This is a genomic window from Streptomyces sp. NPDC023157 (assembly GCF_055560575.1).
The window spans coordinates 51,844-78,040 of the sequence record NZ_JBVHIL010000001.1; the positions used below are offsets into that span (position 1 = coordinate 51,844).

21 protein-coding genes and 1 riboswitch are annotated in these 26,197 nt (G+C 74.4%); of the genes, 13 read left to right on the forward strand and 8 right to left on the reverse strand.

Going from position 1 to position 26,197, the window contains the following annotated elements:
- Positions 1 to 298: 298 nt before the first annotated feature.
- On the reverse strand, positions 299 to 1,897 hold the full coding sequence (locus ACZ3ZE_RS00295; RefSeq protein WP_361179626.1) for an ABC-F family ATP-binding cassette domain-containing protein: 1,599 nt from the start codon (positions 1,895 to 1,897) through the stop codon (positions 299 to 301).
- Between the two features lie 210 nt (positions 1,898 to 2,107).
- Between ACZ3ZE_RS00295 and ypfJ the strand changes: the two genes are divergently transcribed.
- Together ypfJ and ACZ3ZE_RS00305 are read left to right on the forward strand one after the other, a co-directional pair.
- Positions 2,108 to 2,998: a KPN_02809 family neutral zinc metallopeptidase gene (ypfJ, locus tag ACZ3ZE_RS00300; protein WP_363292813.1), complete on the forward strand. Its 891-nt coding sequence runs from the start codon at positions 2,108 to 2,110 to the stop codon at positions 2,996 to 2,998.
- Positions 2,999 to 3,088: 90 nt separating this feature from the next.
- On the forward strand, positions 3,089 to 3,493 hold the full coding sequence (locus ACZ3ZE_RS00305; RefSeq protein WP_361179622.1) for a VOC family protein: 405 nt from the start codon (positions 3,089 to 3,091) through the stop codon (positions 3,491 to 3,493).
- A gap of 92 nt (positions 3,494 to 3,585) precedes the next feature.
- On the opposite strand, the gene ACZ3ZE_RS00310 is transcribed toward ACZ3ZE_RS00305, so the two are convergent.
- A complete protein-coding gene (locus tag ACZ3ZE_RS00310) occupies positions 3,586 to 4,965 on the reverse strand; it encodes a hypothetical protein (protein WP_467256873.1) in 1,380 nt (459 codons plus the stop codon).
- 151 nt (positions 4,966 to 5,116) lie between these two features.
- Positions 5,117 to 6,244, reverse strand: a complete 1,128-nt coding sequence (locus ACZ3ZE_RS00315) for an alpha/beta hydrolase (protein WP_361179618.1) — start codon at positions 6,242 to 6,244, stop codon at positions 5,117 to 5,119.
- Between the two features lie 396 nt (positions 6,245 to 6,640).
- On the opposite strand from ACZ3ZE_RS00315, the gene ACZ3ZE_RS00320 reads away from it, so the two are divergent.
- The 7 genes from ACZ3ZE_RS00320 (at position 6,641) to ACZ3ZE_RS00350 (ending at position 15,148) form a co-directional block, all read left to right on the forward strand.
- Positions 6,641 to 7,912, forward strand: coding sequence for an inorganic phosphate transporter (locus ACZ3ZE_RS00320; RefSeq protein ID WP_361179616.1), 1,272 nt, complete (start codon positions 6,641 to 6,643; stop codon positions 7,910 to 7,912).
- Positions 7,913 to 7,928: 16 nt separating this feature from the next.
- The gene (locus ACZ3ZE_RS00325; RefSeq protein WP_361179614.1) at positions 7,929 to 8,150 is read left to right on the forward strand and encodes a hypothetical protein; all 222 of its coding nucleotides are present in this window, start codon (positions 7,929 to 7,931) and stop codon (positions 8,148 to 8,150) included.
- 182 nt (positions 8,151 to 8,332) lie between these two features.
- Positions 8,333 to 8,407, forward strand: a riboswitch (adenosylcobalamin (AdoCbl) riboswitch).
- Positions 8,408 to 8,460: 53 nt separating this feature from the next.
- Positions 8,461 to 9,480, forward strand: coding sequence for a cobalamin biosynthesis protein (locus ACZ3ZE_RS00330; RefSeq protein WP_467256875.1), 1,020 nt, complete (start codon positions 8,461 to 8,463; stop codon positions 9,478 to 9,480).
- Entirely contained in the window at positions 9,477 to 11,012 is a 1,536-nt protein-coding gene (locus ACZ3ZE_RS00335; protein WP_467256877.1) for a cobyric acid synthase, read from the forward strand. The genes ACZ3ZE_RS00330 and ACZ3ZE_RS00335 overlap by 4 nt, the downstream gene beginning before the upstream one ends.
- 58 nt (positions 11,013 to 11,070) lie before the next feature.
- Positions 11,071 to 13,146, forward strand: a complete 2,076-nt coding sequence (locus ACZ3ZE_RS00340; protein WP_361179606.1) for a putative cobaltochelatase — start codon at positions 11,071 to 11,073, stop codon at positions 13,144 to 13,146.
- The gene (gene cobO / locus ACZ3ZE_RS00345; RefSeq protein ID WP_329419540.1) at positions 13,146 to 13,754 is read left to right on the forward strand and encodes a cob(I)yrinic acid a,c-diamide adenosyltransferase; all 609 of its coding nucleotides are present in this window, start codon (positions 13,146 to 13,148) and stop codon (positions 13,752 to 13,754) included. The genes ACZ3ZE_RS00340 and cobO overlap by 1 nt, the downstream gene beginning before the upstream one ends.
- Positions 13,748 to 15,148: a cobyrinate a,c-diamide synthase gene (locus ACZ3ZE_RS00350; RefSeq protein WP_361179602.1), complete on the forward strand. Its 1,401-nt coding sequence runs from the start codon at positions 13,748 to 13,750 to the stop codon at positions 15,146 to 15,148. The genes cobO and ACZ3ZE_RS00350 overlap by 7 nt, the downstream gene beginning before the upstream one ends.
- A gap of 2 nt (positions 15,149 to 15,150) precedes the next feature.
- On the opposite strand, the gene ACZ3ZE_RS00355 is transcribed toward ACZ3ZE_RS00350, so the two are convergent.
- Positions 15,151 to 15,879, reverse strand: a complete 729-nt coding sequence (locus ACZ3ZE_RS00355) for a ZIP family metal transporter (protein WP_361179599.1) — start codon at positions 15,877 to 15,879, stop codon at positions 15,151 to 15,153.
- 57 nt (positions 15,880 to 15,936) lie between these two features.
- Here ACZ3ZE_RS00355 and cobC point away from each other — a divergent pair, with 57 nt between their 5' ends.
- On the forward strand, positions 15,937 to 17,526 hold the full coding sequence (gene cobC, locus ACZ3ZE_RS00360; protein WP_467256879.1) for an Rv2231c family pyridoxal phosphate-dependent protein CobC: 1,590 nt from the start codon (positions 15,937 to 15,939) through the stop codon (positions 17,524 to 17,526).
- Between the two features lie 112 nt (positions 17,527 to 17,638).
- Here cobC and ACZ3ZE_RS00365 read toward each other — a convergent pair whose 3' ends face one another.
- Entirely contained in the window at positions 17,639 to 18,634 is a 996-nt protein-coding gene (locus ACZ3ZE_RS00365; RefSeq protein WP_363291168.1) for an SCO1860 family LAETG-anchored protein, read from the reverse strand.
- 429 nt (positions 18,635 to 19,063) lie between these two features.
- Here ACZ3ZE_RS00365 and ACZ3ZE_RS00370 point away from each other — a divergent pair, with 429 nt between their 5' ends.
- A complete protein-coding gene (locus ACZ3ZE_RS00370; protein ID WP_467256881.1) occupies positions 19,064 to 21,313 on the forward strand; it encodes a penicillin acylase family protein in 2,250 nt (749 codons plus the stop codon).
- A complete protein-coding gene (locus tag ACZ3ZE_RS00375; protein WP_361164580.1) occupies positions 21,300 to 21,863 on the forward strand; it encodes a GNAT family N-acetyltransferase in 564 nt (187 codons plus the stop codon). Before ACZ3ZE_RS00370 ends, ACZ3ZE_RS00375 begins: the two co-directional genes overlap by 14 nt.
- 45 nt (positions 21,864 to 21,908) lie before the next feature.
- Here ACZ3ZE_RS00375 and ACZ3ZE_RS00380 read toward each other — a convergent pair whose 3' ends face one another.
- The 3 genes from ACZ3ZE_RS00380 to ACZ3ZE_RS00390 all read right to left on the reverse strand — a co-directional run bounded on the left by ACZ3ZE_RS00380 (position 21,909) and on the right by ACZ3ZE_RS00390 (position 24,724).
- Positions 21,909 to 23,003 carry an amidohydrolase family protein gene (locus tag ACZ3ZE_RS00380; protein WP_361164577.1) on the reverse strand — a complete coding sequence of 365 codons (1,095 nt, stop codon included), beginning with the start codon at positions 23,001 to 23,003 and terminating at the stop codon, positions 21,909 to 21,911.
- Between the two features lie 9 nt (positions 23,004 to 23,012).
- Positions 23,013 to 23,921: a hypothetical protein gene (locus ACZ3ZE_RS00385; protein ID WP_361164574.1), complete on the reverse strand. Its 909-nt coding sequence runs from the start codon at positions 23,919 to 23,921 to the stop codon at positions 23,013 to 23,015.
- Positions 23,922 to 24,172: 251 nt separating this feature from the next.
- Positions 24,173 to 24,724 carry an EF-hand domain-containing protein gene (locus tag ACZ3ZE_RS00390; protein WP_361164571.1) on the reverse strand — a complete coding sequence of 184 codons (552 nt, stop codon included), beginning with the start codon at positions 24,722 to 24,724 and terminating at the stop codon, positions 24,173 to 24,175.
- A 213-nt stretch (positions 24,725 to 24,937) separates the two neighbouring features.
- Between ACZ3ZE_RS00390 and ACZ3ZE_RS00395 the strand changes: the two genes are divergently transcribed.
- On the forward strand, positions 24,938 to 26,041 hold the full coding sequence (locus ACZ3ZE_RS00395; protein ID WP_361164767.1) for a pyridoxal-phosphate-dependent aminotransferase family protein: 1,104 nt from the start codon (positions 24,938 to 24,940) through the stop codon (positions 26,039 to 26,041).
- The last annotated feature ends 156 nt before the right edge of the window (positions 26,042 to 26,197 follow it).

Here is a 26,197-nt window from a genome sequence, read left to right on the forward strand (position 1 = left end):
CCATCGGCTTGGCCCGTGCGGACGGGAACGACACGAACGGAATCGATCGTTCCGCAGTGTCCGGAGGCGACCCCGGGGTCGCCCCGCGAGGGAAGTGCCAGGTCAGCGACACGGCACGAACACCAGTACGGCGCGGGCCCTGGCGGAAGGATTCCGCAGGGCCCGCGCCGGAGGTACGAGACGCTCTCACTCAGATGAAGGATCACCCATGAGCCGAATGATCCAGCCCGGCATGATCAACCGGCATGATCACGACGGGTCGAGCCGGTCAGTGCCGTTCAGGGCCGTTCAGCGCCGGTCAGGCCAGGGCGACCAGGTCCGCGTAGTCCGGGCCCCACAGGTCCTCGACACCGTCCGGGAGCAGGATGATCCGCTCCGGGTCCAGCGCCGCGACCGCGCCCTCGTCGTGGGTGACGAGCACGACCGCGCCCTTGTAGGTGCGCAGCGCGCCGAGGATCTCCTCGCGGCTGGCCGGGTCGAGGTTGTTGGTGGGCTCGTCCAGGAGCAGCACGTTGGCCGAGGAGACGACCAGGGTCGCGAGCGCGAGCCGGGTCTTCTCGCCGCCGGAGAGCACCCCGGCCGGCTTGTCGACGTCGTCGCCGGAGAACAGGAAGGAACCGAGCACCTTGCGCACCTCAACCAGGTCCAGGTCGGGGGAGGCGGAGCGCATGTTCTCCAGGACCGAGCGCTCGGGGTCGAGGGTCTCGTGCTCCTGCGCGTAGTAGCCCAGCTTGAGGCCGTGGCCCGGGGTGACCTCGCCGGTGTCGGGCTGCTCGACCCCGCCGAGGAGGCGGAGCAGGGTCGTCTTGCCCGCGCCGTTGAGGCCCAGGATGACGACGCGGGAGCCCTTGTCGATGGCCAGGTCCACATCGGTGAAGATCTCGAGCGAGCCGTACGACTTCGACAGGCCCTCCGCCGTGAGCGGGGTCTTGCCGCAGGGCGCGGGGTCCGGGAAGCGCAGCTTGGCGACCTTGTCGGAGACGCGGACCGCGTCCAGGCCCGACAGCAGCCGCTCGGCGCGCTTGGCCATGTTCTGCGCGGCGACCGTCTTGGTGGCCTTGGCGCGCATCTTGTCGGCCTGCGAGTTGAGCGCGGCGGCCTTCTTCTCGGCGTTCTGGCGCTCGCGCTTGCGGCGCTTCTCGTCGGCCTCGCGCTGCTGCTGGTAGAGCTTCCAGCCCATGTTGTAGACGTCGATCACGGAGCGGTTGGCGTCCAGGTAGAACACCTTGTTGACGACGGTCTCGACCAGGTCGACATCGTGGGAGATCACGATGAAGCCGCCGCGGTAGCTCCGCAGGTAGTCGCGCAGCCAGACGATCGAGTCGGCGTCGAGGTGGTTGGTCGGCTCGTCGAGGAGCAGGGTGTCCGCGTCGGAGAAGAGGATCCGGGCCAGCTCGATCCGGCGGCGCTGACCGCCGGAGAGGGTGTGCAGCGGCTGGCCGAGGACGCGGTCGGGCAGGCCGAGCGCGGCGGCGATGGTGGAGGCCTCGGCCTCGGCCGCGTACCCGCCCTTGGTGAGGAACTCGGTCTCCTGGCGCTCGTACTGCCGCATCGCCTTGTCGCGGGTGGCGCCGGCGCCGGTGGCGATGCGCTCCTCGTTCATGCGCATCTTGCGGATCAGGGCGTCGAGGCCACGGGCCGACAGGATGCGGTCGCGGGCCAGCACGTCGAGGTCACCGGTGCGCGGGTCCTGCGGCAGGTAGCCGACCTCGCCGGAGCGGGTGATGGTGCCGCCGGCCGGCTGGCCCTCGCCCGCGAGGCACTTGGTGAGGGTGGTCTTTCCCGCTCCGTTGCGGCCGACCAGGCCGATGCGGTCGCCCTTGGCGACTCGGAAGGAAGCGGACTCGATGAGGACGCGCGCGCCGGCGCGCAGCTCGATTCCGGAAGCGGTGATCACGGACATACTCCTGGGCGGTGGGAAGGGCGGAAGGACGGCTGATGCGGGCTTCGACGCCGCTAATGCACCCAGAGGAGAACGACCATGCGGTCAGTCTAACGGTCCGTTGCAACTGATTTTGGGCCATGCGGCATACCTCACATGCTTCACAAAAGGGGTGACAAACGACCGAAGCCTCGATACTCGGCAGAAACGCGGAGGGCGGTGGGCATGCAGTTCGACGACGACGCCGATCTGGACACCTCGGAGGTCAAGGACGTCCGGGGCAGCCGGGTACCGGGCGGCAAGGCCACCATCGGTGGCGGGATCGCCGGCATCGTCGCGCTGATCCTGGGCCTGCTCTTCGGGGTGGGTCCCGAGCAGCTGGGCCTGTCCTCGGGCGGCGACGAGCCGGCCGCGACCGCCTCCTCCGCGACCCAGGTGAGCCAGAGCTGCAAGAAGGGCTCGGACGCCAACACCCGCGAGGACTGCCGGATCGTGGCGGTCGTCAACAGCGTGCAGGACTTCTGGCGGGCCGAGTTCGCGCGCCGCGGCGGGCAGTACGCGCCGGCCGCGACCGTGATGTTCACCGAGCGGGTGTCCACCGCCTGCGGCACGGCCACCTCGGCCGTCGGCCCCTTCTACTGCCCGGGCGACCGCCGGGTCTATCTGGACCTCGGATTCTTCGACGAGCTGCGCACCAAGTTCGGCTCGACCGGCGGACCCTTCGCGCAGGCGTACGTCGTGGCGCACGAGTACGGGCACCACGTGCAGAACCTCATGGGGACGCTGGCCAAGGCCCAGGACGGGCGGACCGGGGCGAACTCCAACGCGGTACGGGTGGAGCTCCAGGCCGACTGCTACGCGGGCGTGTGGGCGCGGCACGCGACGACCACCCCCGACGACAGGACCGGCCGGCCGGTGATCACCCGGCTGACCGAGGAGGACATCCGCGACGGCCTGGACGCGGCCGCGGCGGTCGGCGACGACCGGATCCAGGAGCGCTTCCAGGGGCGGGTGACGCCGGAGAGCTGGACGCACGGCTCGGCGGCGCAGCGGCAGCAGTGGTTCGCCACCGGCTACCGCACGGGCGACATGGCGCGGTGCAACACCTTCCGGTGAGGCGGCGGCCTCCGGCGATGTGTCAGTGGCGGCTGCCAGACTGAGATCCAGGTCACAGTCACATGAGTCACCGGAGAGGAAGTGATCGGGATGGCCGAGGCACCCGACATCTGTCCGACACTGCGGTACGAGGACGCGAAGGCCGCGATCACGCTGCTCACCGAGGCGTTCGGCTTCACGGCGACCGCGGTGTACGAGGGCGAGGACGGGCGTGTGATGCACGCGGAGCTCGCGTACGGGAACGGGATGGTGATGCTCGGCAGCGCGGGTTCGGGCAGCGAGTTCGACAAGCTGATGGCCCGCGGCGGCCCGACGGGGGTGTACGTGCGCGTCGCGGACGTGGACGAGCACCACGCCCGTGCCGTGGCCCACGGCGTCGAGATCGCGATGCCGCCCACGGACCAGGACTACGGCTCCCGGGACTACATGGCCCTGGACGCCGAGGGCAACGTCTGGAGCTTCGGGACGTACGCCCCCGGCGTCGCGGCCGGGTAGCGGGGCGACCGGCGGCCGGTCCGCAGGCCGGACCCGGCCGGCGGACCGGATCGGGCCCGCGGACCGGATCGGGCCCGCAGCCCGTCGGAAGGTCAGGCGCCGCCCGTGTGGACCTGGAAGGCGGCCCGGCGGACCGCCTTCGCCAGGGCCGGGTCGGGGTGCGCCGCGGCGAGCGCGACCAGGACCTGCACGGTGCGGGGGTGGCCGACGGCCATGACCGCGTCGAGCAGCGCGGGGACGGTGCCCTGCACGGCGGAGTCCAGGTGCCGTACGAGCAGGGTGCTCTCGCCGTGGTCGGCGACGGCGGCCGCGGTGTCCACCCAGAGCCAGGTCGCCTCCTCCCGGGTGAGCACCTCGGGGGCGTCGTCGGGGTCGGCGCCCTCGTACTCGGCGAGCCACAGCAGCGCGTACGGGCGCAGCGAGGGCTCGGCGAGGGCGGCGCGGACCTCGGGCTCGGCCGGGGCGCCGACCACCCGCAGGGCCTCGAAGGCGAGGCCGCGCAGCAGGGCGTCCTCGCCACGGGCCACGGCGAGGAGCTCGCCGACGGCGCTGGAGAGGGTGCGGGCGGCGAGCCAGGCGCGGTACTCGTCGCGGGCGGGGCCCGGGGTGAGGCGGGCGCAGCCGCGCAGCATGTCCTCGGCGGACTGCTCGATGTTGCCGGCGGGGCTCTGCGCGGCGACGCAGATCTGCTCCAGCTTGACCCAGACCGCCCAGTTCCCGAGCGGGGTCAGGGTGGCCTGGCCGGAGCCCAGGGTCAGGGCGCCGACGGCGGCCAGGCCCTCCAGGGCCCAGTCGAGCAGCGCGGACAGCCCCTCGGCGGCGGGGGCGGTCTCGACGACGGTGCCGGGGGCCGGGACCTCGCAGCGCTCCCCGCGCAGCTCCTCGACGCGCTGCCCGAGCAGGTCGAGCAGGGCGGGCACCAGGACGGGCCCGGCGGAGAGCTGGAGCAGCGAGAGGACCTGCGGGACGGCCTCGACGACCTCGGCGACGGCGCCGGGGGCGACGGCCTCGGGCGCCGGGTGGACCAGCGACCAGGCGTCGAAGAGGGCGACCCAGCCGCGCAGCACGGCGGAGTCGTCGCGGTCCCAGGCGTGCAGCCGCCAGCCGGGGCGGGCGGTGTCGCCGTGCAGTTCGACGAGTCCGGCGAGCCGGGCGCGGTCCCAGCCGGCCCGTACCTGGGCGGGCGTCAGATCCAGTGCGGCGGCGGCCCGTTCCCCGTCGACGACGTCCGGGGGTGCGGTCACGGCGTTGCGGTCCACGGCCGCCCAGCGGGCGATGCGTACGGCGTCGGCCAGCACGGCACGGGCCTGGCCGGCGAGTACCGCCCGGGGCGGTGTCCCCTCGGGCGGGCGTGGCGCCGGGCGGGTGCGCCGGGTCGTCACGGCCCGCCGCGCGGTGGCGAGGGCCCGCGGACGGACGAGTCGGAGTCTGGAGTTGCGCGCCAATGGTTCATCGGGCTTTCGAGACGTCACGGGGGCAGTCTTCCCGCTGACGGCCCGAAAGCCCAATCGGAATCCGCAACGCCGCTGCATTGGTCCCCTTCTTCGGGGGCGGTGGGGGCAACGCCGGGGGCGGCTCCGGCGGCGGTCCGGGGCCGGAGCCCTCCGCCCGCCGGACGCGTCGTTACACGAGCGGCGTCAGGAAGCGCCGCAGCGCCTCCTCGTAGCGGACCGGGTCCGCGTTCCACATGGACGCGTGCGGGGCGTTGCCGACCGTGGTGAGGGTGACCAGGTCGGGGCGGAGGGCGGCCAGCTGCTGCGAGCGGTCCCAGGGGGCGATCGTGTCGTCGGGTCCGTGGAAGACGAGGGTCGGTACGCGCAGCCCGGCGGGGTCGGCGGCCTCGGCGAGCCGGTCGCCGTGCAGGCCGGTCCTGCCCTGGGCGGCGCGGACGGCGAGCGGCACGAGGGGGCCGGGGACCCCGCGGGCGGCGGCGAGGTTGCGCAGGGTGGCCTCCCAGTCGAGGACCGGGGAGTCGAGGACCAGGCCGCGGATCCGGTCGCGCACCCCGGAGCCCGCGGCGGCGTGCAGGGCCATCGCGGCGCCCGCGCCCCAGCCGTGCAGGACGACCTGTGCGGCGCCCCGGCGGACGGCGTAGCGGATGGCGGCGTCGACGTCACGCCACTCGGAGTCGCCCAGGTGGGCGAGGCCGTCGGGGGCGGCGGGCGCGCCCTCGTCGCCGCGGTAGGCGGGGACGAGGACGGGGACCTGCCGGCGGTGGAGGAAGGGGACGAGGTTGAGGGCGTGCTCGCGGGTGGCGCCGAGGCCGTGCAGGGCGATCACCCAGGTGGAGTGGGCGCCGGGGACGAGCCAGGCGGGCAGGTTGCCGAGTTCGCCGGGGATCTCGACGTCCTCGTAGGGCAGGCCGAGGGCGGTCTCGGGGGTGCCGCAGTGCAGCTGGGGGGTGAAGCGGACGCGGGCGCCGGTGGAGAGGGTGCCGAGCTCGACGCGTTCGAGGCGGCGCACCACGGTGTCGGCGGTGTGCGGGACCCGGTCGAGGACGGGTCCGACGACCGCGTGCAGTCCGGTGGCCTCGATGCCGTAGGTGCCGGGGCGCAGCGAGGCGAGGCTGCGGGTGAGGGTGATCCGGCCGGGTCCGGTGGCGTGCACGGTCAGTCTGGGGTCGCCCGGGAGGGGGCGTCCGGACGGCACCCCGAGGGCGGCGTCGCTGGCGTACCGGCCGGCCGCCACCGCGGCCGCGCCGACACCGATCACTGTGGTGACGGCAAGTGCCGTCGCTGTAGCCGGGCGCACGCTCCCAGTGTCGGCAGAGGTCGGGAAGGCTGCCACCGGGCGGGCCCCCTGACGAGTGACATGGGTCTCCTCGGCGGGGTCGTCCGTCCGGCTGACGGGCCGCGCGCGGGGGCGACGGGGGGTCTTCGCGGGGGTCGTGCGGGGTCCACGGGACGGAACGGGTGGAGTGGGGTGGAAGGGGCGCGAGTCGTATGCGTCCTGGTACGGCAGGGCTTACCCCGGGTCGCACCCCGACCGCATGGTGGACAGGCGTGCCGGACGGCATGGTTCCGGGGGCGGAAACGGAATGCCGGGACCCCGGTTGGGGACACCACACAGCCCGACCCAGTTCATCTTCCGTTCACCCAGGTTGCGTACGTTCGACGAGCCACTGACGTCAAACGATTGCCTGGGTAAATGGAACACATCACGCTGCTGCTCGCGATTGTGGTCGTGACAGCTCTCGTGTTCGATTTCACGAACGGTTTCCACGACACCGCCAACGCGATGGCGACGACCATCTCGACCGGTGCTCTCAAGCCCAAGACGGCGGTGGCCATGTCCGCCGTGCTGAACCTCGTCGGCGCGTTCCTGTCCGTGGAGGTCGCCAAGACGATCTCCGGCGGGATCATCAACGAAGAGGGCATTCGTACAGAAGTGATCTTCGCGGCGCTCGTCGGCGCCATCCTGTGGAACCTGCTGACCTGGCTGCTCGGTCTGCCGTCCAGCTCCTCCCACGCCCTGTTCGGCGGCCTCATCGGCGCCGCCGTGATGTCGGCGGGCTGGGGCGCGGTCAACGGCCCGACCATCGTCACCAAGGTCCTCATCCCCGCCGTCGCGGCCCCGATCGTCGCCGGTCTGGCCGCGATGGTCGCCACCCGCCTGACGTACCGCATCGGCGCGAAGACCGAGACGAAGGCCACCGCGAAGGGCTACCGGGCCGGCCAGATCGCCTCCGCCGGTCTCGTCTCGCTCGCCCACGGCACCAACGACGCCCAGAAGACGATGGGCATCATCACCCTCGCCCTGGTCACCGGCGGTGTCCTCGCCCCCGGCTCCAACCCCCCGATGTGGGTCATCGTCGCCGCCGGCATCGCGATCGCGGCCGGCACCTACCTCGGCGGCTGGCGCATCATCCGCACCATGGGCAAGGGCCTCACCGACCTCCAGCCGCAGCAGGGCTTCGCCGCCCAGACCAGCGCCGCCACGGTCATCCTGGCCTCCTCCCACCTGGGCTTCTCGCTCTCCACCACCCAGTCCTGCTCGGGTGCCGTGATGGGCGCCGGCCTCGGCCGCAAGGGCGGAGTCGTCCGCTGGTCGACCGCCACCCGGATGTTCGTCGCCTGGGGTCTGACCCTGCCCGCCGCGGCCGTGGTCGGCGCCGGCGCCGAGTTCCTCACCAAGCAGGGCCCCTGGGGCATCGCCGCCGTCGCGGTCCTGCTGGTCGCCGGCTCCGGTGTCATCTGGTCGCTGTCCCGTCGCAAGCCGGTCGACCACAACAACGTCACGGCCGACGACCTCGACGCCCCCGCCGAGCCCGCGGGTGTGGTGACCACCGCCATCGCGGCCGTCACCCCGCCGCCGGCCGGCTCCGTCGCCGCCGTCACGGACACGGACCTGAAGGCCACCATCCCCACCCCGGGCCCCACGGACCCCGCCGCTCCCCCGGCCCCCGCCGCCGCGGTCTAAGGAACTGGAACCAAGCATGAAGATCGACTGGGCAGCCCTCGGCTCCGTCTTCGGAGTCAGCCTCGTGGCGACCGTCGCCCTGGTGGGCCTCTTCACCCTCGGCGTCATGGGCCTCTCCAAGCAGGAGGAGGCCGCCGCGAACGGCGGCTCCGCCTCGCTGGCCCGTACCGGCGCCTACGCCTGCTTCGCCCTGTGCGCGGCGGCCGTGGCGTACGGCATCTACCTGATCGTCATCTGACGCGCTCCACCGAGCGTCGTCCGAGGCGGCGAGCACGACGGCCGGGCGGTCCGCACCACAGGGTGCGGGCCGCCCGGCCGTCGTGTCTGTGGCGCTCCGCACAGTGACCCGACGCAGGTCAAGGGTGAGTTGACGGCTGTTCGCGCAGCGTGGTGGACTGCCGGGGCCATTACGGCGCCAGTAGAGGAAGTCCGGTGCGAATCCGGCGCGGTCCCGCCACTGTGACCGGCCCCCCGGGGCCGGGAGTCAGGAACTCTCGCCGCCGGTCACGTCGATCCAGGGCGCGGACCCTGAGTGAGGACAGAGCGCCATGCCCGGCCGCGGCCTCGGCTTTCCCGGCACCATCGGTTCCACCGGCGCCACCAGCGCCAGCAGCGCCACCAGCGCCACCCGCACTTTCGCTTACGGAGCGGCCGCCGGCCTCGCCGTCGACCTGCTCGCGGGCGACCCCCGCCGAGGCCATCCCGTCGCCGCCTTCGGCCGGGCGGCCGGCGCGGTCGAGGAGCGCCTGCTGCGCGACCACCGCGGCTGGGGCGCCCTGCACACCGCCGTCTGCGCCGGCTCCACCGTGGCGCTCGGCGCGCTGGCCGCCCGTACGGTACGGGGCAGCCGCGCCGCCACCGTCGCCCTGACCGCCGCCTCCGTGTGGGCCGTCGTCGGCGGTACGTCGCTGGGCCGCGAGGCCCGCGCGATCGGCGGGGCGCTCGCGGCCGGGGACCTGGAGGTCGCCCGGGAGCGCCTGCCGCACCTGTGCGGACGCGACCCGCACTCCCTGGACGGTCCCGCGATGGCCCGCGCGGTCGTCGAATCGGTCGCCGAGAACACCTCCGACGCCGTCGTGGGCGCCCTGTTCTGGGGTGCCGTCGCGGGCGTGCCCGGCCTGCTCGGCTTCCGGGCGGTCAATACCCTGGACGCGATGGTCGGCCACAAGTCGCCGAAGTACCGCCGCTTCGGCTGGGCCTCGGCCCGGCTCGACGACCTCGCCGGCTGGCCGGGCGCCCGGCTCACCGCCGTCCTCGCCACCGTCGCCGGCGGGAACCCGCGCGGCGCGGCCCGGGCCTGGCGCGCCGACGCGGCGAAGCACCCCAGCCCCAACGCGGGCCCCGTGGAGGCCTCCTTCGCGGGCGCCCTCGGCGTACGGCTCGGCGGGACCCTCGCGTACGGCGGCCGGATCGAGCACCGGCCGGTCCTCAACGGGGCGGGGCGGCCCGTCGAGGTCGCCGACATCGACCGGGCGGTACGCCTGTCCCGCCGGGTGACCGGACTGACCCTGGCCGCCTGTGTCGGCGGCCGGATGATCGCGAGCGCGCTGAAGCGGAGGAACGCATGAGGGGTGGGGGGCTGCTCGTCGCCGGGACCACGTCCGACGCGGGCAAGAGCGTCGTCACGGCCGGCATCTGCCGCTGGCTGGTCCGGCAGGGCGTCAAGGTCGCGCCGTTCAAGGGGCAGAACATGTCCCTGAACTCCTTCGTGACCCGGGAGGGCGCCGAGATCGGCCGCGCCCAGGCGATGCAGGCGCAGGCCGCCCGCGTCGAGCCCACCGCGCTGATGAACCCGGTGCTCCTGAAGCCCGGCGGCGACCGTTCCAGCCAGGTCGTGCTCATGGGGAAGCCGGTCGGCGAGATGAGCGCCCGCGGCTACCACGGCGGACGGCAGGGGACGCTCTTCGAGCCGGTGCTGGCGTGCCTGGAGGAACTGCGGGGCACGTATGACGCCGTGATCTGCGAGGGGGCGGGCAGCCCGGCCGAGATCAACCTGCGGCGCACGGACATCGTGAACATGGGCATCGCGCGGGCCGCGCGGCTGCCCGTCGTGGTCGTCGGCGACATCGACCGGGGCGGGGTGTTCGCCCAGTTCTTCGGGACGACGGCGCTGCTCGCGCCCGAGGACCAGGCGCTCGTCGCCGGCTTCCTGGTGAACAAGTTCCGCGGCGACGTGACGCTCCTCGAACCCGGTCTCGACATGCTCCACGGGCTCACCGGACGCCGCACCTTCGGTGTCCTGCCGTTCGCCCACGGGCTCGGCATCGACGAGGAGGACGGCATGGGGGTCCCCCCGGCCGGAGGCTGGGGGAGGGTCTCGCAGCGGGGCACCGTCCGCGAGTCGGTGGTGGCGCCGCCGGTCGGCGCCGACGTGCTGCGGGTCGCGGTCTGCGCCGTCCCGCTGATGTCCAACTTCACCGACGTGGACGCGCTGGCCGCCGAGCCGGGCGTCGTGGTCCGGTTCGTGGACCGGCCCGAGGAACTCGTCGACGCGGACCTGGTGGTCGTGCCCGGCACCCGCGGCACCGTCAAGGCCCTCGCCTGGCTGCGGGAACGCGGCCTGGCCGACGCCCTGGCCCGGCGCGCCGCCGAGGGGCGGCCGGTGCTCGGCATCTGCGGCGGCTTCCAGGCGCTCGCCGAGCGGATCGAGGACGAGGTCGAGTCGAAGGCCGGCGTGGTCGACGGACTCGGGCTGCTGCCCGTACGGGTGCGCTTCGGGGTCGAGAAGACCCTGGCCCGGCCGGTCGGCGAGGCGCTCGGCGAGCGGGTCGAGGGGTACGAGATCCACCACGGCGTCGCCACCGTCGAGGGCGGCGAGCCCTTCCTCGACGGCTGTCGGGTGGGCGCCGTCTGGGGCACCCACTGGCACGGCTCGCTGGAGAGCGACGGCTTCCGCCGGGCCTTCCTGCGCGAGGTCGCCGCCGCGTCCGGCCGCCGCTTCGTCCCGGCCCCGGACACCTCGTTCGGCGCGCTCCGCGAGGAGCAGCTGGACCGGCTCGGCGACCTGATCGAGGAGCACGCCGACACGGACGCGCTGCTGCGGCTCATCGAGGAGGGCGCCCCGACGGGGCTGCCGTTCGTACCGCCGGGGGCGCCGTGAGCACCCCGCCCGCACCGCCCGCCCCGACCCCCGTACGACTCGAAGGAGTGACCACCCGATGAGCACCCGCTATCCGTTCACCGCCGTCGTCGGCATGGACGACCTGCGGCTCGCGCTGCTGCTGAACGCGATCAGCCCGGCCGTGGGCGGTGTGCTGGTCCGCGGCGAGAAGGGCACCGCCAAGTCGACCGCCGTGCGCGCGCTCGCCGAGCTGCTGCCGGCCGTGCCCGTGGTCGCGGGCTGCCGCTTCAGCTGCGACCCGGGCGCGCCCGACCCCGCCTGCCCGGACGGGCCGCACGAGACCGCGGGCGGGGACGAACGGCCCGCGCGCATGGTCGAGTTGCCCGTCGGCGCCTCCGAGGACCGGCTGGTCGGCGCGCTCGACATCGAGCGGGCGCTCGCCGAGGGCGTGAAGGCCTTCGAGCCGGGCCTGCTCGCCGACGCGCACCGGGGCATCCTGTACGTGGACGAGGTCAACCTGCTCCACGACCATCTGATCGACCTGCTGCTCGACGCGGCCGCCATGGGCTCCTCGTACGTCGAGCGCGAGGGCGTCTCCGTGCGGCACGCGGCCCGCTTCCTGCTCGTCGGCACGATGAACCCCGAAGAGGGCGAGCTGCGGCCGCAGTTGCTCGACCGGTTCGGGCTCACCGTGGAGGTCGCCGCGTCCCGGGTGCCCGAGCAGCGGGTCGAGGTGGTCCGGCGGCGGCTCGCCTTCGAGGACGACCCGGCGGCGTTCGCCGCGCGCTGGGCCGGCGAGGAGGCCGCGCTGCGTGAACGGATCGTCGCCGCAAGGGAGTTGCTGCCACAGGTGGCGCTCGGTGACGCGGAGCTGCTGCAGATCGCCGCGACCTGCGCCGCGTTCGAGGTCGACGGCATGCGCGCCGACATCGTGATGGCCCGTACGGCGACCGCGCTGGCGGCCTGGGCGGGGCGGACCGAGGTGACGTCCGAGGACGTGCGGCAGGCCGCGCTCCTGGCCCTCCCGCACCGGCGGCGGCGCAACCCCTTCGACGCCCCCGGCCTCGACGAGGACAAGCTGGACGAGACCCTCGACCAGTTCAAGGGCGACGCCCCGGACGACGAGCCCGAGCCCGAGCCGGACGGTCCGGGCGACGGCGGTCCCGGCGGGGGTGGCGGGGGCGGGATTCCGCCGCAGGGCGACGGGCCCGCGCCCGAGAGCGAAGGGGCCGCGCCCGAGGAGGCCCCGGCCCCCGCGCCGCAGGACAGCGGCGCCGGTTCCGGCACAGGCGCGGGCTCGGGCTCGGGCGCGGGTGAGCGCGCCGCCGTCCAGGCCGCCGAGCCGTTCCGTACGAAGATGCTGAGCGTGCCCGGCCTCGGCGAGGGCGCCGCCGGGCGCCGCTCCCGGGCCCGTACCGAGCACGGTCGCACCACCGGCGCCGTCCGCCCCCGGGGCGCGCTGACCAAGCTGCACCTGACCGCCACCGTGCACGCCGCCGCCCCGCACCAGAAGGCCCGCGGGCGCGGTGGCCCCGGCCTGGTGGTGCGCCGGGACGACCTGCGGCAGGCGACCCGTGAGGGCCGGGAGGGGAACCTGGTGCTGTTCGCCGTGGACGCCTCCGGTTCGATGGCGGCCCGGCAGCGGATGGGCGCGGTGAAGGGCGCCGTGCTGTCGCTGCTGCTCGACGCGTACCAGCGGCGCGACAAGGTCGGTCTGATCACCTTCCGGGGCCGGGACGCGGAGCTCGCGCTGCCGCCGACCTCGTCGGTGGACGCGGCCGCCACCCGGCTGGAACAGCTCCCGACGGGCGGCCGTACGCCGCTGTCGGCCGGGCTGCTCAAGGCGCACGACGTGCTGCGGGTCGAGCGGCTGCGGGACCCCTCGCGCCGCCCGCTGCTGGTGGTCGTCACCGACGGCCGCGCGACCGGTGGCGGCGCCGATCCGCTGGCGCTCGCCGCCCGCGCCGCGCGGCTGCACGCCGCCGACGGCACGGCGAGCGTCGTCGTGGACTGCGAGACGGGACCGGTGCGGCTGGGCCTCGCCGGGACCCTCGCCCGTGAACTCGGCGGCACCGCCGTCACCCTGGACGAGCTGCGCGCGGACGCGATCGCGGGTCTCGTCAGGGACGTGAGGAACGTACAGGACAACCGCTCTGCCAGGAGGGCCGCCTGATGCCACAGGGACAGCCGACCGTCGTTCCCGACGACGGTCTCACCACCCGCCAGCGCCGTAACCGCGCACTCGTGATGGTGCACACGGGCGTCGGCAAGGGGAAGTCGACCGCCGCGTTCGGCATGGCGCTGCGCGCCTGGAACCAGGGGTGGCCGATCGGGGTGTTCCAGTTCGTCAAGTCCGCCAAGTGGAAGGTCGGCGAGGAGAACGCCCTCAAGGCACTCGGCGAGACCGGCAAGGGCGGCACGGTCACCTGGAACAAGATGGGCGAGGGCTGGTCCTGGATCCAGCGCGAGGTCGCCGAGGGCGAGCAGTCGCACGAGGAGAAGGCCCGCGAGGGCTGGGAGCAGGTCAAGCGGGACCTCGCCGAGGAGAAGTACCGGTTCTACGTCCTCGACGAGTTCGCGTACCTGCTGCACTGGGGCTGGATCGACACCAAGGAGGTCGTCGAGGTGCTGCGGGACCGTCCCGGGCAGCAGCACGTCGTCATCACCGGCCGCAACGCCCCGCAGGAGCTGGTGGACTTCGCGGACCTCGTGACCGACATGTCGAAGGTGAAGCACCCGATGGACGCGGGTCAGAAGGGCCAGCGGGGCATCGAGTGGTAGCACGTCTCGTCATCGCCGCGCCGTCCTCGGGCGCGGGCAAGACCACGGTCGCGACCGGCCTGATGGCCGCGTTCGCCGGCCGTGGTCTCGCGGTCTCCCCGCACAAGGTCGGCCCGGACTACATCGACCCGGGCTACCACGCGCTCGCCACCGGCCGCCCGGGCCGCAACCTCGACGCGTACATGTGCGGTACGGAGCTGATCGCGCCGCTCTTCGCGCACGGCGCGCGGGGCTGCGACCTGGCGGTCGTCGAGGGCGTGATGGGGCTGTACGACGGCGCCGCCGGGCAGGGCGAGCTGGCCTCCACCGCGCAGGTGGCGAAGCTGCTGCGGGCGCCGGTGGTGCTCGTCGTGGACGCCTCCTCGCAGTCCCGGTCGGTGGCCGCGCTCGTGCACGGCTTCGCGTCCTGGGACCCGCGGGTGCGGCTGGGCGGGGTGATCCTCAACAAGGTCGCGACCGACCGGCACGAGCTGCTGCTGCGGGAGGCGCTGGAGGAGTCGGGCGTGCCCGTGCTCGGGGTGCTGCGGCGGGCGCCCGCCGTGGCCACGCCGTCGCGGCACCTGGGGCTCGTGCCGGTCGCCGAGCGGCAGGCGCAGGCCGTGGAGGCGGTGGCCGCGCAGGCGGAGCAGGTACGGCGGGGCTGCGATCTGGAGGCGCTGCTCGCGCTGGCGCGCAGTGCGCCCGCACTGGACGGTGCGCCGTGGGACGCCGCCGCGGCGTGGGCGGGCGTGCCGCGGGGCGGCACGGGCGGGCACCCCGCGACCGCCGGTGCGCGGACGGCGGTCGAGCCCGGCCGGAGGCCCGTCGTCGCCGTCGCCGGCGGTGCCGCGTTCACCTTCTCGTACGCCGAGCACACGGAGCTGCTGACCGCCGCCGGAGCCGAGGTCGTCACCTTCGATCCGCTGCGGGACGAGGCGCTTCCCGAGGGGACGCGGGGGCTGGTCATAGGGGGCGGGTTCCCCGAGATGTACGGCGAGCAGCTGTCCGCGAACGAGCCCTTGCGGAAGGCCGTCGCCGAGCTCGCCGCCTCGGGCGCGCCGGTGGCCGCCGAGTGCGCGGGGCTGCTGTATCTGGCGCGGTCGCTGGACGGGCGGCCGATGTGCGGGGTGCTCGACGCCGACGCGCGCATGTCGGAGCGGCTCACGCTGGGCTACCGGGACGCGGTCGCCGTCAGCGACAGCGTGCTGGCGGCGGCGGGGACGCGGATGCGGGGGCACGAGTTCCACCGCACGGTGATCGAGCCGGGCGCCGGGGAGCAGGCCGCCTGGGGGCTGTGGCAGCCGGAGCGCCGGGTCGAGGGCTTCGTACGGGGCGGGGTGCACGCGAGCTATGTGCACACGCACTGGGCGGGGGCCCCGCAGGCGGCCGCGCGTTTCGTGGAGCACTGCGCGTGAGCTCAGCCGCCGGACAGGCCCACCACGAGCCAGATGAAGGCCACGCCGGCCACCGTGCACAGCAGGGTGGTCAGGGCGGGGTGGTCGTGGTGGGCCTCGGGCAGGATCTCGGCGGCGGCGAGGTAGAGCAGGGCGCCGCCGAAGAAGCCGAGATAGCTGCCGAGCAGTTCCTCCGGAAGGGTGAACAGCAGGGTGGAGGCGGCGCCGACGAGCGGGGCGACCGCGTCGGCGACGAGCATGGCGAGGGCCTTGCGGCGGGCGTTCCCGTACAGGCTGGTGATCGTGTACGTGTTGAACCCGTCGGCGAAGTCGTGGGTGATGACGGCGAGCGCGACGGTCGCGCCCATGCCGCCACCGACCTGGAAGGCGGCACCGAGGGCGATGCCGTCCATGAGGCTGTGACCGACCATGGCGGCGGCGGCCGTGAGTCCGACCTGCGGGACGCGCTCCCCCGGCTCGGCTCCGTGCGCGGCGCTGCGGACGGCGAGGAGACGTTCCATCACGTGGGCGAGGAGGAAGCCGCCGACGAAGAGCAGCAGCGCCTGGGGGACGCCGAAGACCTGCTTCCCGGCGGCGTCCATGGCCTCGGGGAGCAGGTCGAGTCCGACGACGCCGAGCATGAGACCGCCGGCGAGGCCGAGGACGAGGTGGCGTCGGTCGGTGACGCGCTGGGCCGTCCAGCCGCCGAACAGCGTCATGAGGAACGCGCCGAGCGCGACGACTACAGCCATGGGCCTTTGCTATCCGATGGCGGGACGTCCGCGCACCTCGAAGTGGGGGTGCGGGTCGTGGTGGGGGTCGGGGCCCGGTCCGGGGCCGAGGCGGCGGAGGTGCTGGGGCTGATCGGGTCGGCGCTGCGCGAGGCGGGGCTCGGCGGCGGGGACGTGGGCGTGCTCGCGACGCTGGAGGCGCGGGCCGGTGAGCCGGGGATCGCGGGGGCGGCGGAGCGGCTCGGGGTGCCGGTGCGGGCGTTCCGGAGCGAGGAGCTGGCCGGGGTGCCCGTACCGCATCCTTCGGGGCGCGCGCTGGCCGCGACGGGGACGGCGTCCGTGGCGGAGGCGGCGGCGCTGCGGGCGGCGGGGCCGGGGGCGGTGCTGGTGGTGCCGAAGCGGCGGACGCGGAGCGTGACGTGCGCGATCGCCCGTTCTGTCACGGGGTGGCCGGATGATGCGGGTGCGTCGAACGAAGATGGCTTAGGCGTACGGTTGTTGGGCCGGGGCCACGGGTACATCGCAGGCGAGCCCGGCTCATCCCCCACACGCGCCCTCCCCCCGGGCACCATCCCCACCCCCATCCCCACCCCCCACACGACGGCGGCCATGGACATCCACACTCATGCTGATGCACACGATCTGCGTCACCACGGCGACGCCGAGGTCCGGGACGAGAAGCTGATCGACCTCGCGGTCAACGTCCGGACGAACACGCCGCCGGAGTGGCTGCGGGAGCGGATCGCGGACTCCCTGACCGGTCTGGCCGCCTACCCCGACGGGCGGGTGGCGCGGGCGGCGGTGGCCGAGCGGCACGATCTGCCGGCCCGGCGGGTGCTGCTCACGGCGGGCGCGGCGGAGGCGTTCGTGCTCCTGGCGCGGGCGCTGCCGGCGCGGCGGCCGGTCGTGGTGCATCCGCAGTTCACCGAGCCGGAGGCGGCGCTGCGGGACGCCGGGCACGAGGTGGAGCGGGTGCTGCTGCGCGAGGAGGACGGTTTCCGGCTGGATCCGGCGGCGGTGCCGGAGGAGGCCGATCTGGTGGTGATCGGCAATCCGACCAACCCCACCTCGGTGCTGCATCCGGCGGAGGCGATCGCGGCGCTGGCCCGGCCCGGGCGGACGCTGGTGGTCGACGAGGCGTTCATGGACGCGGTGCCGGGCGAGCGGGAGTCGCTGGCCGGGCGGACGGACGTGCCGGGTCTGGTGGTGCTGCGGAGCCTGACGAAGACCTGGGGTCTGGCGGGGCTGCGGATCGGCTATGTGCTGGCGGCGGCGGAGACGATCGCCGCGCTGGAACGCGCCCAGCCGCTGTGGCCGGTGTCGACGCCGGCGCTGGTGGCGGCGGAGGCGTGCATGGCGCGGGCGGCGCTCGCGGAGGCGGAGGAGGCGGCGCACCGGATCGGCAGGGAGCGGGCGCATCTGCTCGCGGGGCTCGCGGAGTTCGACGAGGTGCGGGTGGTCGAGGCGGCGGAGGGGCCGTTCGTGCTGGTGCGGATCGAGGGCGCGGACGCGGTACGGGAGCGGCTGCGGGGGCTCGGTTTCGCGGCGCGGCGCGGGGACACCTTCCCGGGGCTCGACCGGAACTGGCTGCGGCTCGCGGTGCGGGACCGGGTGACGACGAACCGTTTCCTCCAGGCCCTGGACCAGGCGTTGTTGATGCTGGGCTGAGACCCAACGGACCCCGCGGGCCTCACGGACCCCACGCCTGGGTGGCGCCGGGGGCGGTGCCGCACGTGCGGCACCGCCCCCGGCGTCCCCTTTCGTTCTCCCCTCGGGCCGGTCAGCCGCGGGCGCGGGCGCGGCCGCGGGCGAGCAGCATCGAGCCGCCGCCCACGCCGAGGAGCAGGAGGGCGCCGCCGGCCAGGTACGGCGTCATGGAGCTGCCGCCGGTCTCGGCGAGGTTCTCGGTGGGGGTGGTGCCGCCGTTGTTCGTCGTCACGCCGGTGTCGTGGCTGGGCGGGGTGGAGGGCTGCTGCGAGGGCTGCTCGGACGGCTGCTGGGAAGGCTGCTCGCTCGGGCGCTCGCTGGGCCGCTCGCTCGGCTTGTTGCCGGCGGGGGTGGCGCAGGTTGCTTCGGCGAGGGTGATCGTGCCGCCGACCTCGGCGACGTTGAGGTTGAGCGGGTTGACCGTGACCTTCAGCTCCAGGGCCGTGGCGGCGGCGGTGCGGGAGGTGGTGGAGGTGCGGGAGAGGTCGAGGACGACCTCGCCGACGCCGGGCACGCTCACCTTGGTCCGACCGCCCGTCGACAGCGTCGTCTTCTTGCCGAGGACGGTGATGTGGCCGAGCAGGTTGGACTCGGCGACGGGGCGCTTGCCGGCCTCGCAGACGGCCTTGGAGGTGACCTTCTCGACCTCGACGAGGGAGAGCAGCGGGAGTCCGGGGACGTGGACCCGCGCCTTGACGAGGTTGACGTACCCCTTGGCGGTGGTGCCGTGGACGGTCGCCTCGGAGGTGGCGACGTCGGCGCGCAGGACGTCGACCGGCTTGTTGTTCTCCGCGCCCTTCACCTGGACGGTGAGGGCGGTCCGCTTGGCGCTGGCCGGGGCCTCGACCTCGTTGAGGGAGGCGCGCAGCGGCACGCTCACGGCCTTGTTGAGCAGGTTCACGTCGAGTCCGGCGCGCAGGACGACGGCGGTGGCGTGCCCTTCGGCGCCCTCTCCGCCCGTGGCGTGGGCCGCCGGGGCCGCGAGGAGCACGGGGCCGACCGCGAGCGCGGCGACGGTGGCGGCTGCGGCGGAACGGCGTACGGGCATGCGGAAGGTGTTGCTGTTCAAGGCGGTGGAACCCCCACGAGAGACATGGCGTCGCCGGCCGCTCGCCACGGGGACTGTGGGTCGGTGCGGCAGCGGCGACTTGAGACACCGGAATCTTTACGCACTGTGGGTGAACTGGCAGACACCTGGAGTGAGTTCACTCCAAAGGGTGGTTTCCGTGCCCATATTCGAATCTTTCGACACAGGCGTTCCCGCAAGCCCCGCGCGTCGCGGTGTGCGCGGGGCGCGGGGCGTGCGTGGCGGCGTCGGCGTGAAGTGCTTCAACGATCCATGCCGGGCGGGGGTAACGGATCGTCAACCGGTCACAAGATCCCCGGCACGCTCCCACTGGACCCGCGCGGCCCACCCCACTCTCGCCCCTGTCCGCCCTGTAGGTTAATTTAGGTCAGCCTAACCTAAGAAACCACGATCGGATCGGGGCCGAACGCAGTGAGCATCGAGGTCTACCGGGACCCCTTCGGCATCCCGCACCTGCGCGCCGGCGATCCGCGCGAACTGGCCCGCGCCCAGGGCCTGGTGACCGCGCGGGACCGCGCCTGGCAGCTGGAGGTCGAGCGGCACCGGGCGCAGGGCACCACCGCCGCCTTCCTCGGCGCGGCGGAGACCGGCTGGGACACCTTCGTACGGCAGGCCAGGCTGGCCGACACCGCCCGCCGCTGCCACGACCGGCTGGACGCGGAGACGGCGGCCTGGGTGCGGGCGTACGTGGACGGGGTCAACGAGGGCCTCGCGGAAGGCGCCCGGCGGGCACCGGAGTTCGCGGCGACCGGCCTGGAGCCGGGGCGCTGGGAGCCCTGGACGCCGCTCGCCGTGTGGCTCTCCACCCACATCCTCTTCGCCGGCTTCCCCACCAAGCTGTGGCGCGAGCAGGTCGCGCGGCGGCTCGGCGAGGAGTGGACCGAACTGTTCGCGACGGACGGCCCCGGCACGGCGGGCTCCAACGGCTGGGTCGTCTCCGGCGCCCGGACCGCGAGCGGCGCGCCGATCGTGGCGGGCGACCCGCACCGCTTCATCGAGGCACCCGGCGTCTACCAGCAGATCCGGCTCTCCTGCCCCGAGCACGACGTCCTCGGCCTCGCCGTCCCGGGCGTCCCCGGCCTCGCCCACTTCGGGCACACGGGCCGGGTCGCCTGGGCGATCACCAACGCGATGGCCGACTACCAGGACCTCTACCGCGAGCGCCTGCGCCGCCACCCCGACGGGCGCGTCGAGGCCCTCGGCCCGGCCGGCTGGGAACCCGCGACCGCGCACACGGAGACGATCCGGGTCGCGGACGCGGCACCGGTCGCGATCGAGGTGATCGAGACGGCACGGGGGCCGGTGATCATCGGCGCGGCCGGCGAGCGCGGCGCGGCACCGGGCGCGGGCACGGGCACGGGCGACACCGCCGTCACGGGCGACCCGGGCGTCACGGGCGACCCGGGCGTCACGGGCAACCCAGGCGTCACGGGTAACCCGGGCGCACCGGGCGACACGGGCGCCGTCCCCGCCGACGGAGGCGCCACGGACGCCGCCCCCGAATGGGAAGCCGTCAGCCTGCGCTACCCGCCCCGCGTCACCGGCGAGTCGGGCTTCGCCGTGCTGCCCGCGCTGCTGCGGGCGCGGAACGTCGAGGACGTGGACCGGGCGCTCGACCGCTGGATCGAGCCGGTGAACGTCGTGCAGGCGGCCGACGCCGACGGCGGGCTGCTGCACCGGGTCGCCGGGTACGTGCCGGTGCGCGACCGGCTCAACTCGCTGCGGGTGGTGCCCGCCTGGGAGGCCGCGCACGCCTGGACGGGCGAGTCCGCGGCCACGCCCCGCGCCGAGGTCGGGGAGCGGGCGGTCATGGCCAACGCGCGCGGGCTCGCCGCGCCGCTGGGCGTCGAGTTCGCGCCGCCGCACCGCGCCGAGCGGATCACCGCGCTGCTCGACGCCTCGAAGGCCTGGACGCCGTCCGCGATGGGCGCCGTCCACACCGACACCGACAACCCTTCCGCCCGCCGCCTGCTCGACGCCGTACGGGACACCGACGAGGCGGCCCTCTCCCCCGCCGCCCGGGACGTGCGCCGCACGCTCCTCGGCTGGGACCGGCGGATGGACGCCGACAGCACGGACGCGGCGCTGTACGCGGCGGTGCGCGGGGCGGTCGTGCGCCGGCTCGCGGCGCACGAGGCGTTCACGGAGCTGCGGACGCCCGCCCCGTACCCCGAACTGTTCCGGCCCTGGCTGGCGCTGGGCCCGCGGGTGGCCTTCGCCCTGGAGACGCTGCTTGTCGGCGGGCCCGTACCGGCCGGGGACGTACGCGGGATCGTGCGCGCGTCCCTGGAGGAGGCCGGGGCCGCCGAGGCGCCGCCCGCGTGGGGCGTGACGCACCGGCTCGCGCCCTGGCAGGCGCTGCCGGACGAGGAGCGCACCCCCGACGCCGCGTGGCCCGGGCTCGCCGGGGACCACGACTGCGTCCTGTCGACGTCCTCCGTCCCCGGCTTCACCGACCGGTCCGCCCGCGCCTCGGCCGCCCGCTACGTCTGGGACCTGGCCGACCGCGAACGCAGCCTGTGGGTCGTGCCGTTCGGCGCCTCCGGGGTGCCCGGAGACCCGCACCACCATGACCAGCTGCCCCTGTGGCTGCGGGGCGGCCTCGCCCCGGTCGTCACCGGCTGGAACGACCTCGTGAAGGAAGAGCATGAGCAGAACTGAGCACGTCCGGACCATCGAGGGCTTCGGCACCGTCCGGGTCGACCGCATCGACCCCGAGCACCACGCCGAGCTCATCCACCGCTGGGTGAACGAGGAGCGCGCCCGCTTCTGGGGCATGAACGGCACGAGCGTCGAGCAGGTGCGGGAGATCTACGCGCACCTCGACTCGCTCAGCACCCACCACGGCTACCTGGTGCACCGGGACGACGTGCCGGTCGGCGTCTTCCAGACGTACGACCCCGAGGCCGACCGGATCTCCGAGTGCTACGAGGCACGGCCGGGCGACATCGGCGTGCACCTGTTCGTCGCCCCCTCGGCCGCCCCGGAGCGGGGCTTCACCGAGAAGCTGTTCAGCGCCCTGCTCGACTTCGCGCTGACCGACCACACCCGGGTCGTGGGCGAGCCGGACGCCGCCAACGAGAAGGTGCTCGCCCGGCTCGCGCGCAGCGGCTTCGAGCTGGGCCCCGAGATCACGCTTCCCGAGGTGGACCTGCCGGAGGTGTTCATCCCGGAGAAGCGGGCCCGGCTGGTCTTCTACAGCGAGGCGTGACGCTCGGCCACGGCGAGGCGTGACGGCTCAGCTGCGACTGACCGCTCAGCCGATCACCCGTCCGTTGACGATCACGCGCCGGGGCGCCGCCAGGACGCGGACGTCGGCGCGCGGGTCCTCGGCGTAGACGACGAGGTCGGCCGGGGCGCCCTCCTCCAGGGAGGGGCGGCCCAGCCAGGCGCGGGCGCCCCAGGCCGTCGCGGAGAGCGCGTCGAGGGCGGGGATGCCCGCCTTCGTCAGCTCCTCGACCTCCGCGGCGACCAGTCCGTGCGCCAGCGAGCCGCCCGCGTCGGTGCCGACGAAGACGGGGATCCCGGCGTCCCAGGCGGCGCGGACGGTGTCGTACCGGCGCTCGTGGAGCCGGCGCATATGGGCCGACCAGCGCGGGAACTTCTCCTCGCCGCCGTCCGCGAGGTGCGGGAAGGTCGCGATGTTGACCAGGGTCGGGACGATGGCGACGCCCCGCTCGGCGAAGAGCGGGATGGTCTCCTCGGTGAGCCCGGTGGCGTGCTCGACGCAGTCGATGCCCGCCTCGACCAGGTCGCGCAGCGAGTCCTCGGCGAAGCAGTGCGCGGTGACCCGGGCGCCGAGCCGGTGCGCCTCGGCGATGGCCGCCTGGACCTCGGCGCGCGGCCAGGACGGGGACAGGTCGCCCAGGTCGCGGTCGATCCAGTCGCCGACCAGCTTGACCCAGCCGTCGCCGCGCCGCGCCTCGCGCCCGACGTACGCGACCAGTTCGTCGGGCTCGATCTCGTGGGCGTAGTTGCGGATGTAGCGGCGGGTGCGGGCGATGTGCCGGCCCGCCCGGATGATCTTCGGCAGGTCCTCGCGCTCGTCGATCCACCGGGTGTCGGAGGGCGAGCCGGCGTCGCGGATGAGCAGGGTGCCGGCGTCCCGGTCGGTGAGGGCCTGCTTCTCGGCGGTGGCCTCGTCGACCGGACCGTGCTTGTCGAGCCCCACGTGGCAGTGGGCGTCGACGAGACCGGGCAGTGCCCAGCCCTCGACGGTCAGGGTCTCGCCGGCCGGGGCCCCGGGGCGCTCGAAGGTGATCCGCCCGTCGACGCACCACAGTTCGTCCCGTACGTCCTCCGGGCCGACGAGCACCCGCCCCTTCACATGCAGCACCACGTGATCGCTCATACGGGCACTCTACGGGCGCCAGTCGGCCTGCAGATCGTGCGTACCGGCCTTGGTGAGCTGGGTGAGCGCGGTGCCGTCGGCCCGTACCAGGAAGAGGTGCTGGGGGTCCGCGTCGTCCGTGCCTCCCCGGGTGAAGACGAGCCGCCGGCCGTCCGGCGACCACGAGGGGTACGTGTCGTTGGCGCGGGCCGAGGTGATGCGGTGGGCGCCCGAGCCGTCGGGGCGGACGACGTAGAGGTGGGCGAAGCCGGTGGCGTCGACGCGGCTGAAGACGATCCGGTTGCCGCGCGACCAGTCGGGCGTCCCGTCGTGGGTGCCGGGCCCGGTGACGGGGCTCTGGGCCAGGGTGGACAGCTGGAGGCGCATCAGACGGCTGGTCCCGGAGGCGTCGGCGCGGCTGAACGCCAGCTGCTTGCCGTCCGGGGACCAGGTGGGGCGGAACTCGTCGCCCGCGGTGTGGGTGAGCCGGGTGGCGGAGGTGCCGTCGACGCCGGCCACGTAGATCTCGCGCTGGGTGCCGACCGGCCGGGAGTAGGCGATCCGCTTGCCGTCCGGGGACCACGCCGGTTCGGACGCCCCCTTGGTGCCGGGCACGGCCTTGAGGCCGCCGCCCGTGCTCTTCATCGTCCAGATGCCGTCGACGGCGCCGCCGGACCCGTAGCGGAGGAACGCCACCCGCTCGCCGTCCGGGGACCAGCTGGGCATCACGTCGCTGACGGCCGGGGTGTGGGTGAGCTTGACGGGGGCGCCGCCGGTCGGGGCGATGGCGTACAGGTCCTCGACGGGGGCCGCCGTGCTGTAGCGGGCGAAGACGATGGGCCGGTCCGGCGCCACCACCCGCACCGCGCCGGTCCCGGCGGCCGGCGCCGCCGCCCCGAGGGTCGGCGGCACGACGACGGCCAGCGCCGCGGCGCTCACGACGGCCCGCCCGAGTCTTCCGGCTCTCGCGGCTCTCGTGGTTCTCCGCGTCATGGTGTCCACCCCGTTTCCTCCCGGCGGCTCCCCCGCGGGGCCGCTCAGGCCCGCACCATCCCACCGGTGGGGCGCCGGGGGAAGCGCCAGGGCGCGGCGGTGCACGCCCTGTGACAGGTTCCGCACAGCGCCGTGACGGGGCGCCCGCGAGCGGCGCCCCGACGGCACCGCCCCTCCACGGCGCCCCCGCCGGTGGGTCAGACGCTCCCGAAGAACAGGCTGCCCGGCGCGGCCGGGTCGTCCGAGAAGAAGTACTCCCGCATGGCGCGGAGGAACTCCTGCCGCGAGATCGCGCCGTCCCCGTCGGTGTCCATCTTGTAGAACGAGTCCATCGCGTCGGGCGCGGTGACCTTCCACACGTCGTTCAGTGCACGGGCGAACTCGTCCTTGGTGACCTCGTTGTCGCCGTTGACGTCGATGACGTCGAAGATCGCGTGGGCGATGGCATCGGTCACGTTGATCCGGCTGCTGTCGATCGCGGCGAGCCGGCTGGCGGCGACGAACTGCTGCTTGGTGAGCCGGTCGCCGTCCACGCCGGAGTGGCGCAGCAGCTCCAGCCAGAACATCTGGAAGACGTTCTGGAGCGCCCTGGACCGACGGTCCTTCGCGTCCAGGGCGTACGCCGTGGTGTAGCGGTCGGCGATCGCCCGGTAGTCCGCCCATTCCAACTGCCCGTCGCCGTTGGCGTCCACGGTGTCGAAGGCGCGCTCCAGCTTGGCGGTGATGACGTCCTGCGGGGTGGTGGTCATGGACCAGTCCTTCCGTGATCTTGTCGCGAGCGAGCCCAGCATGGGGGTGGGGTCGCACGATCCGGTATCGAACAGTCCCCGACTCACCCGATCCGGTGATCACGGCGCACGGGAGTGACCGGCCGGGGCGGCGGCCGGACCGCTTACGCTGGCACCAGCTCGATCCCGATGTATGCGACACGCATTCGACCCCGAAGAAGGCCCTCCGTGACCGTGACCCATCCGCTTCTGGACCTGGCCCCGCTGACCGCCGCGCACTTCGCGTCGATCGAGCGGCGGGTCGCCGCGCTGCTCCGCACCGAGCAGGACGTCGTGATCACCCAGGGCGAGGCGCTGCTGCCTCTGGAGGGCTGCATCCGCAGCGGCGCGCGGCCGGGCTCGACCGCGCTGAACATCGTCACGGGGCCGTACGGGCAGACCTTCGGCAACTGGCTGCGCGACTGCGGCGCGACGGTCGTCGACCTGGAGGTGCCGTTCCACACGGCGGTGACCGCCGAGCAGGTGGCGCGGGCCTTCGCCGAGCACCCGGAGATCGACTTCGTGTCCCTGGTGCACGCGGAGGCGGCGACCGGCAACACCAACCCCGTCGCGGAGATCGGCGAGGTCGTGCGGGCGCACGGCGCGCTGTTCTACCTGGACGCGGTGGCCTCGATCGGCGCCGAGCCGGTGCTCCCGGACGAGTGGGGCGTCGACATGTGCATCATCGGCGCGCAGAAGGCGATGGGCGGCCCGGCGGGCGTCTCCGCGGTGTCGGTGAGCGCGCGGGCCTGGGAGCGGTTCGCCGCCAACCCGCAGGCGCCGCGCCGCTCGTACCTCTCCCTCCTGGACTGGAAGGAGCGGTGGATCGACGGCGGCCGCAAGGCGCTGCTGCACGCCCCGGCGCAGCTGGAGATGCTGGCCCTGGAGGCCTGCCTGGAGCGGATCGAGGCGGAGGGCCTGGACGCGCTGATGGCCCGGCACGCCTCGGCCGCGGCGGCCACCCGCGCGGGTGCGCTGGCGCTGGGCGGCGGCCTGGAGCCGTACGTGCACGAGGCGCCGGACGCGGCCCCGGTCGCCACGACCCTGCGCTCCCCCGCCGGGGTCGACGCCTCCGAGCTGGTGGCGAAGGCCCTGGCCGCGGACCCGTCGCTGCCGCTGATCGCGGGCGGCGGGGCGCTGGCCAAGGAGATGATCCGGGTCAACCACTACGGGGTGGACGCGACCCCGGGCGCCGTCCACTCCTCGCTCGCGGCCCTGGGCACGGCCCTCACGGAGACGGGCCGCACGGTGGACCTGGAGGGCGCCCGCCGGGCGGTCACGGAGGCGTGGGGGCGCTGACGGCGGGCCGGGACCGGGCCGGGGGCCAGCGGGGCACCCCACCGCGCACCACCGCCGGCCCGAGCGCCCGCCGGCCGCCCGGCGCCGTCCAGGGGCCGCCGGGGAATGCGTACCTCCGCGTCCCCCGGCGGCCCCTCCGTCTGTCCCCCGGTACGA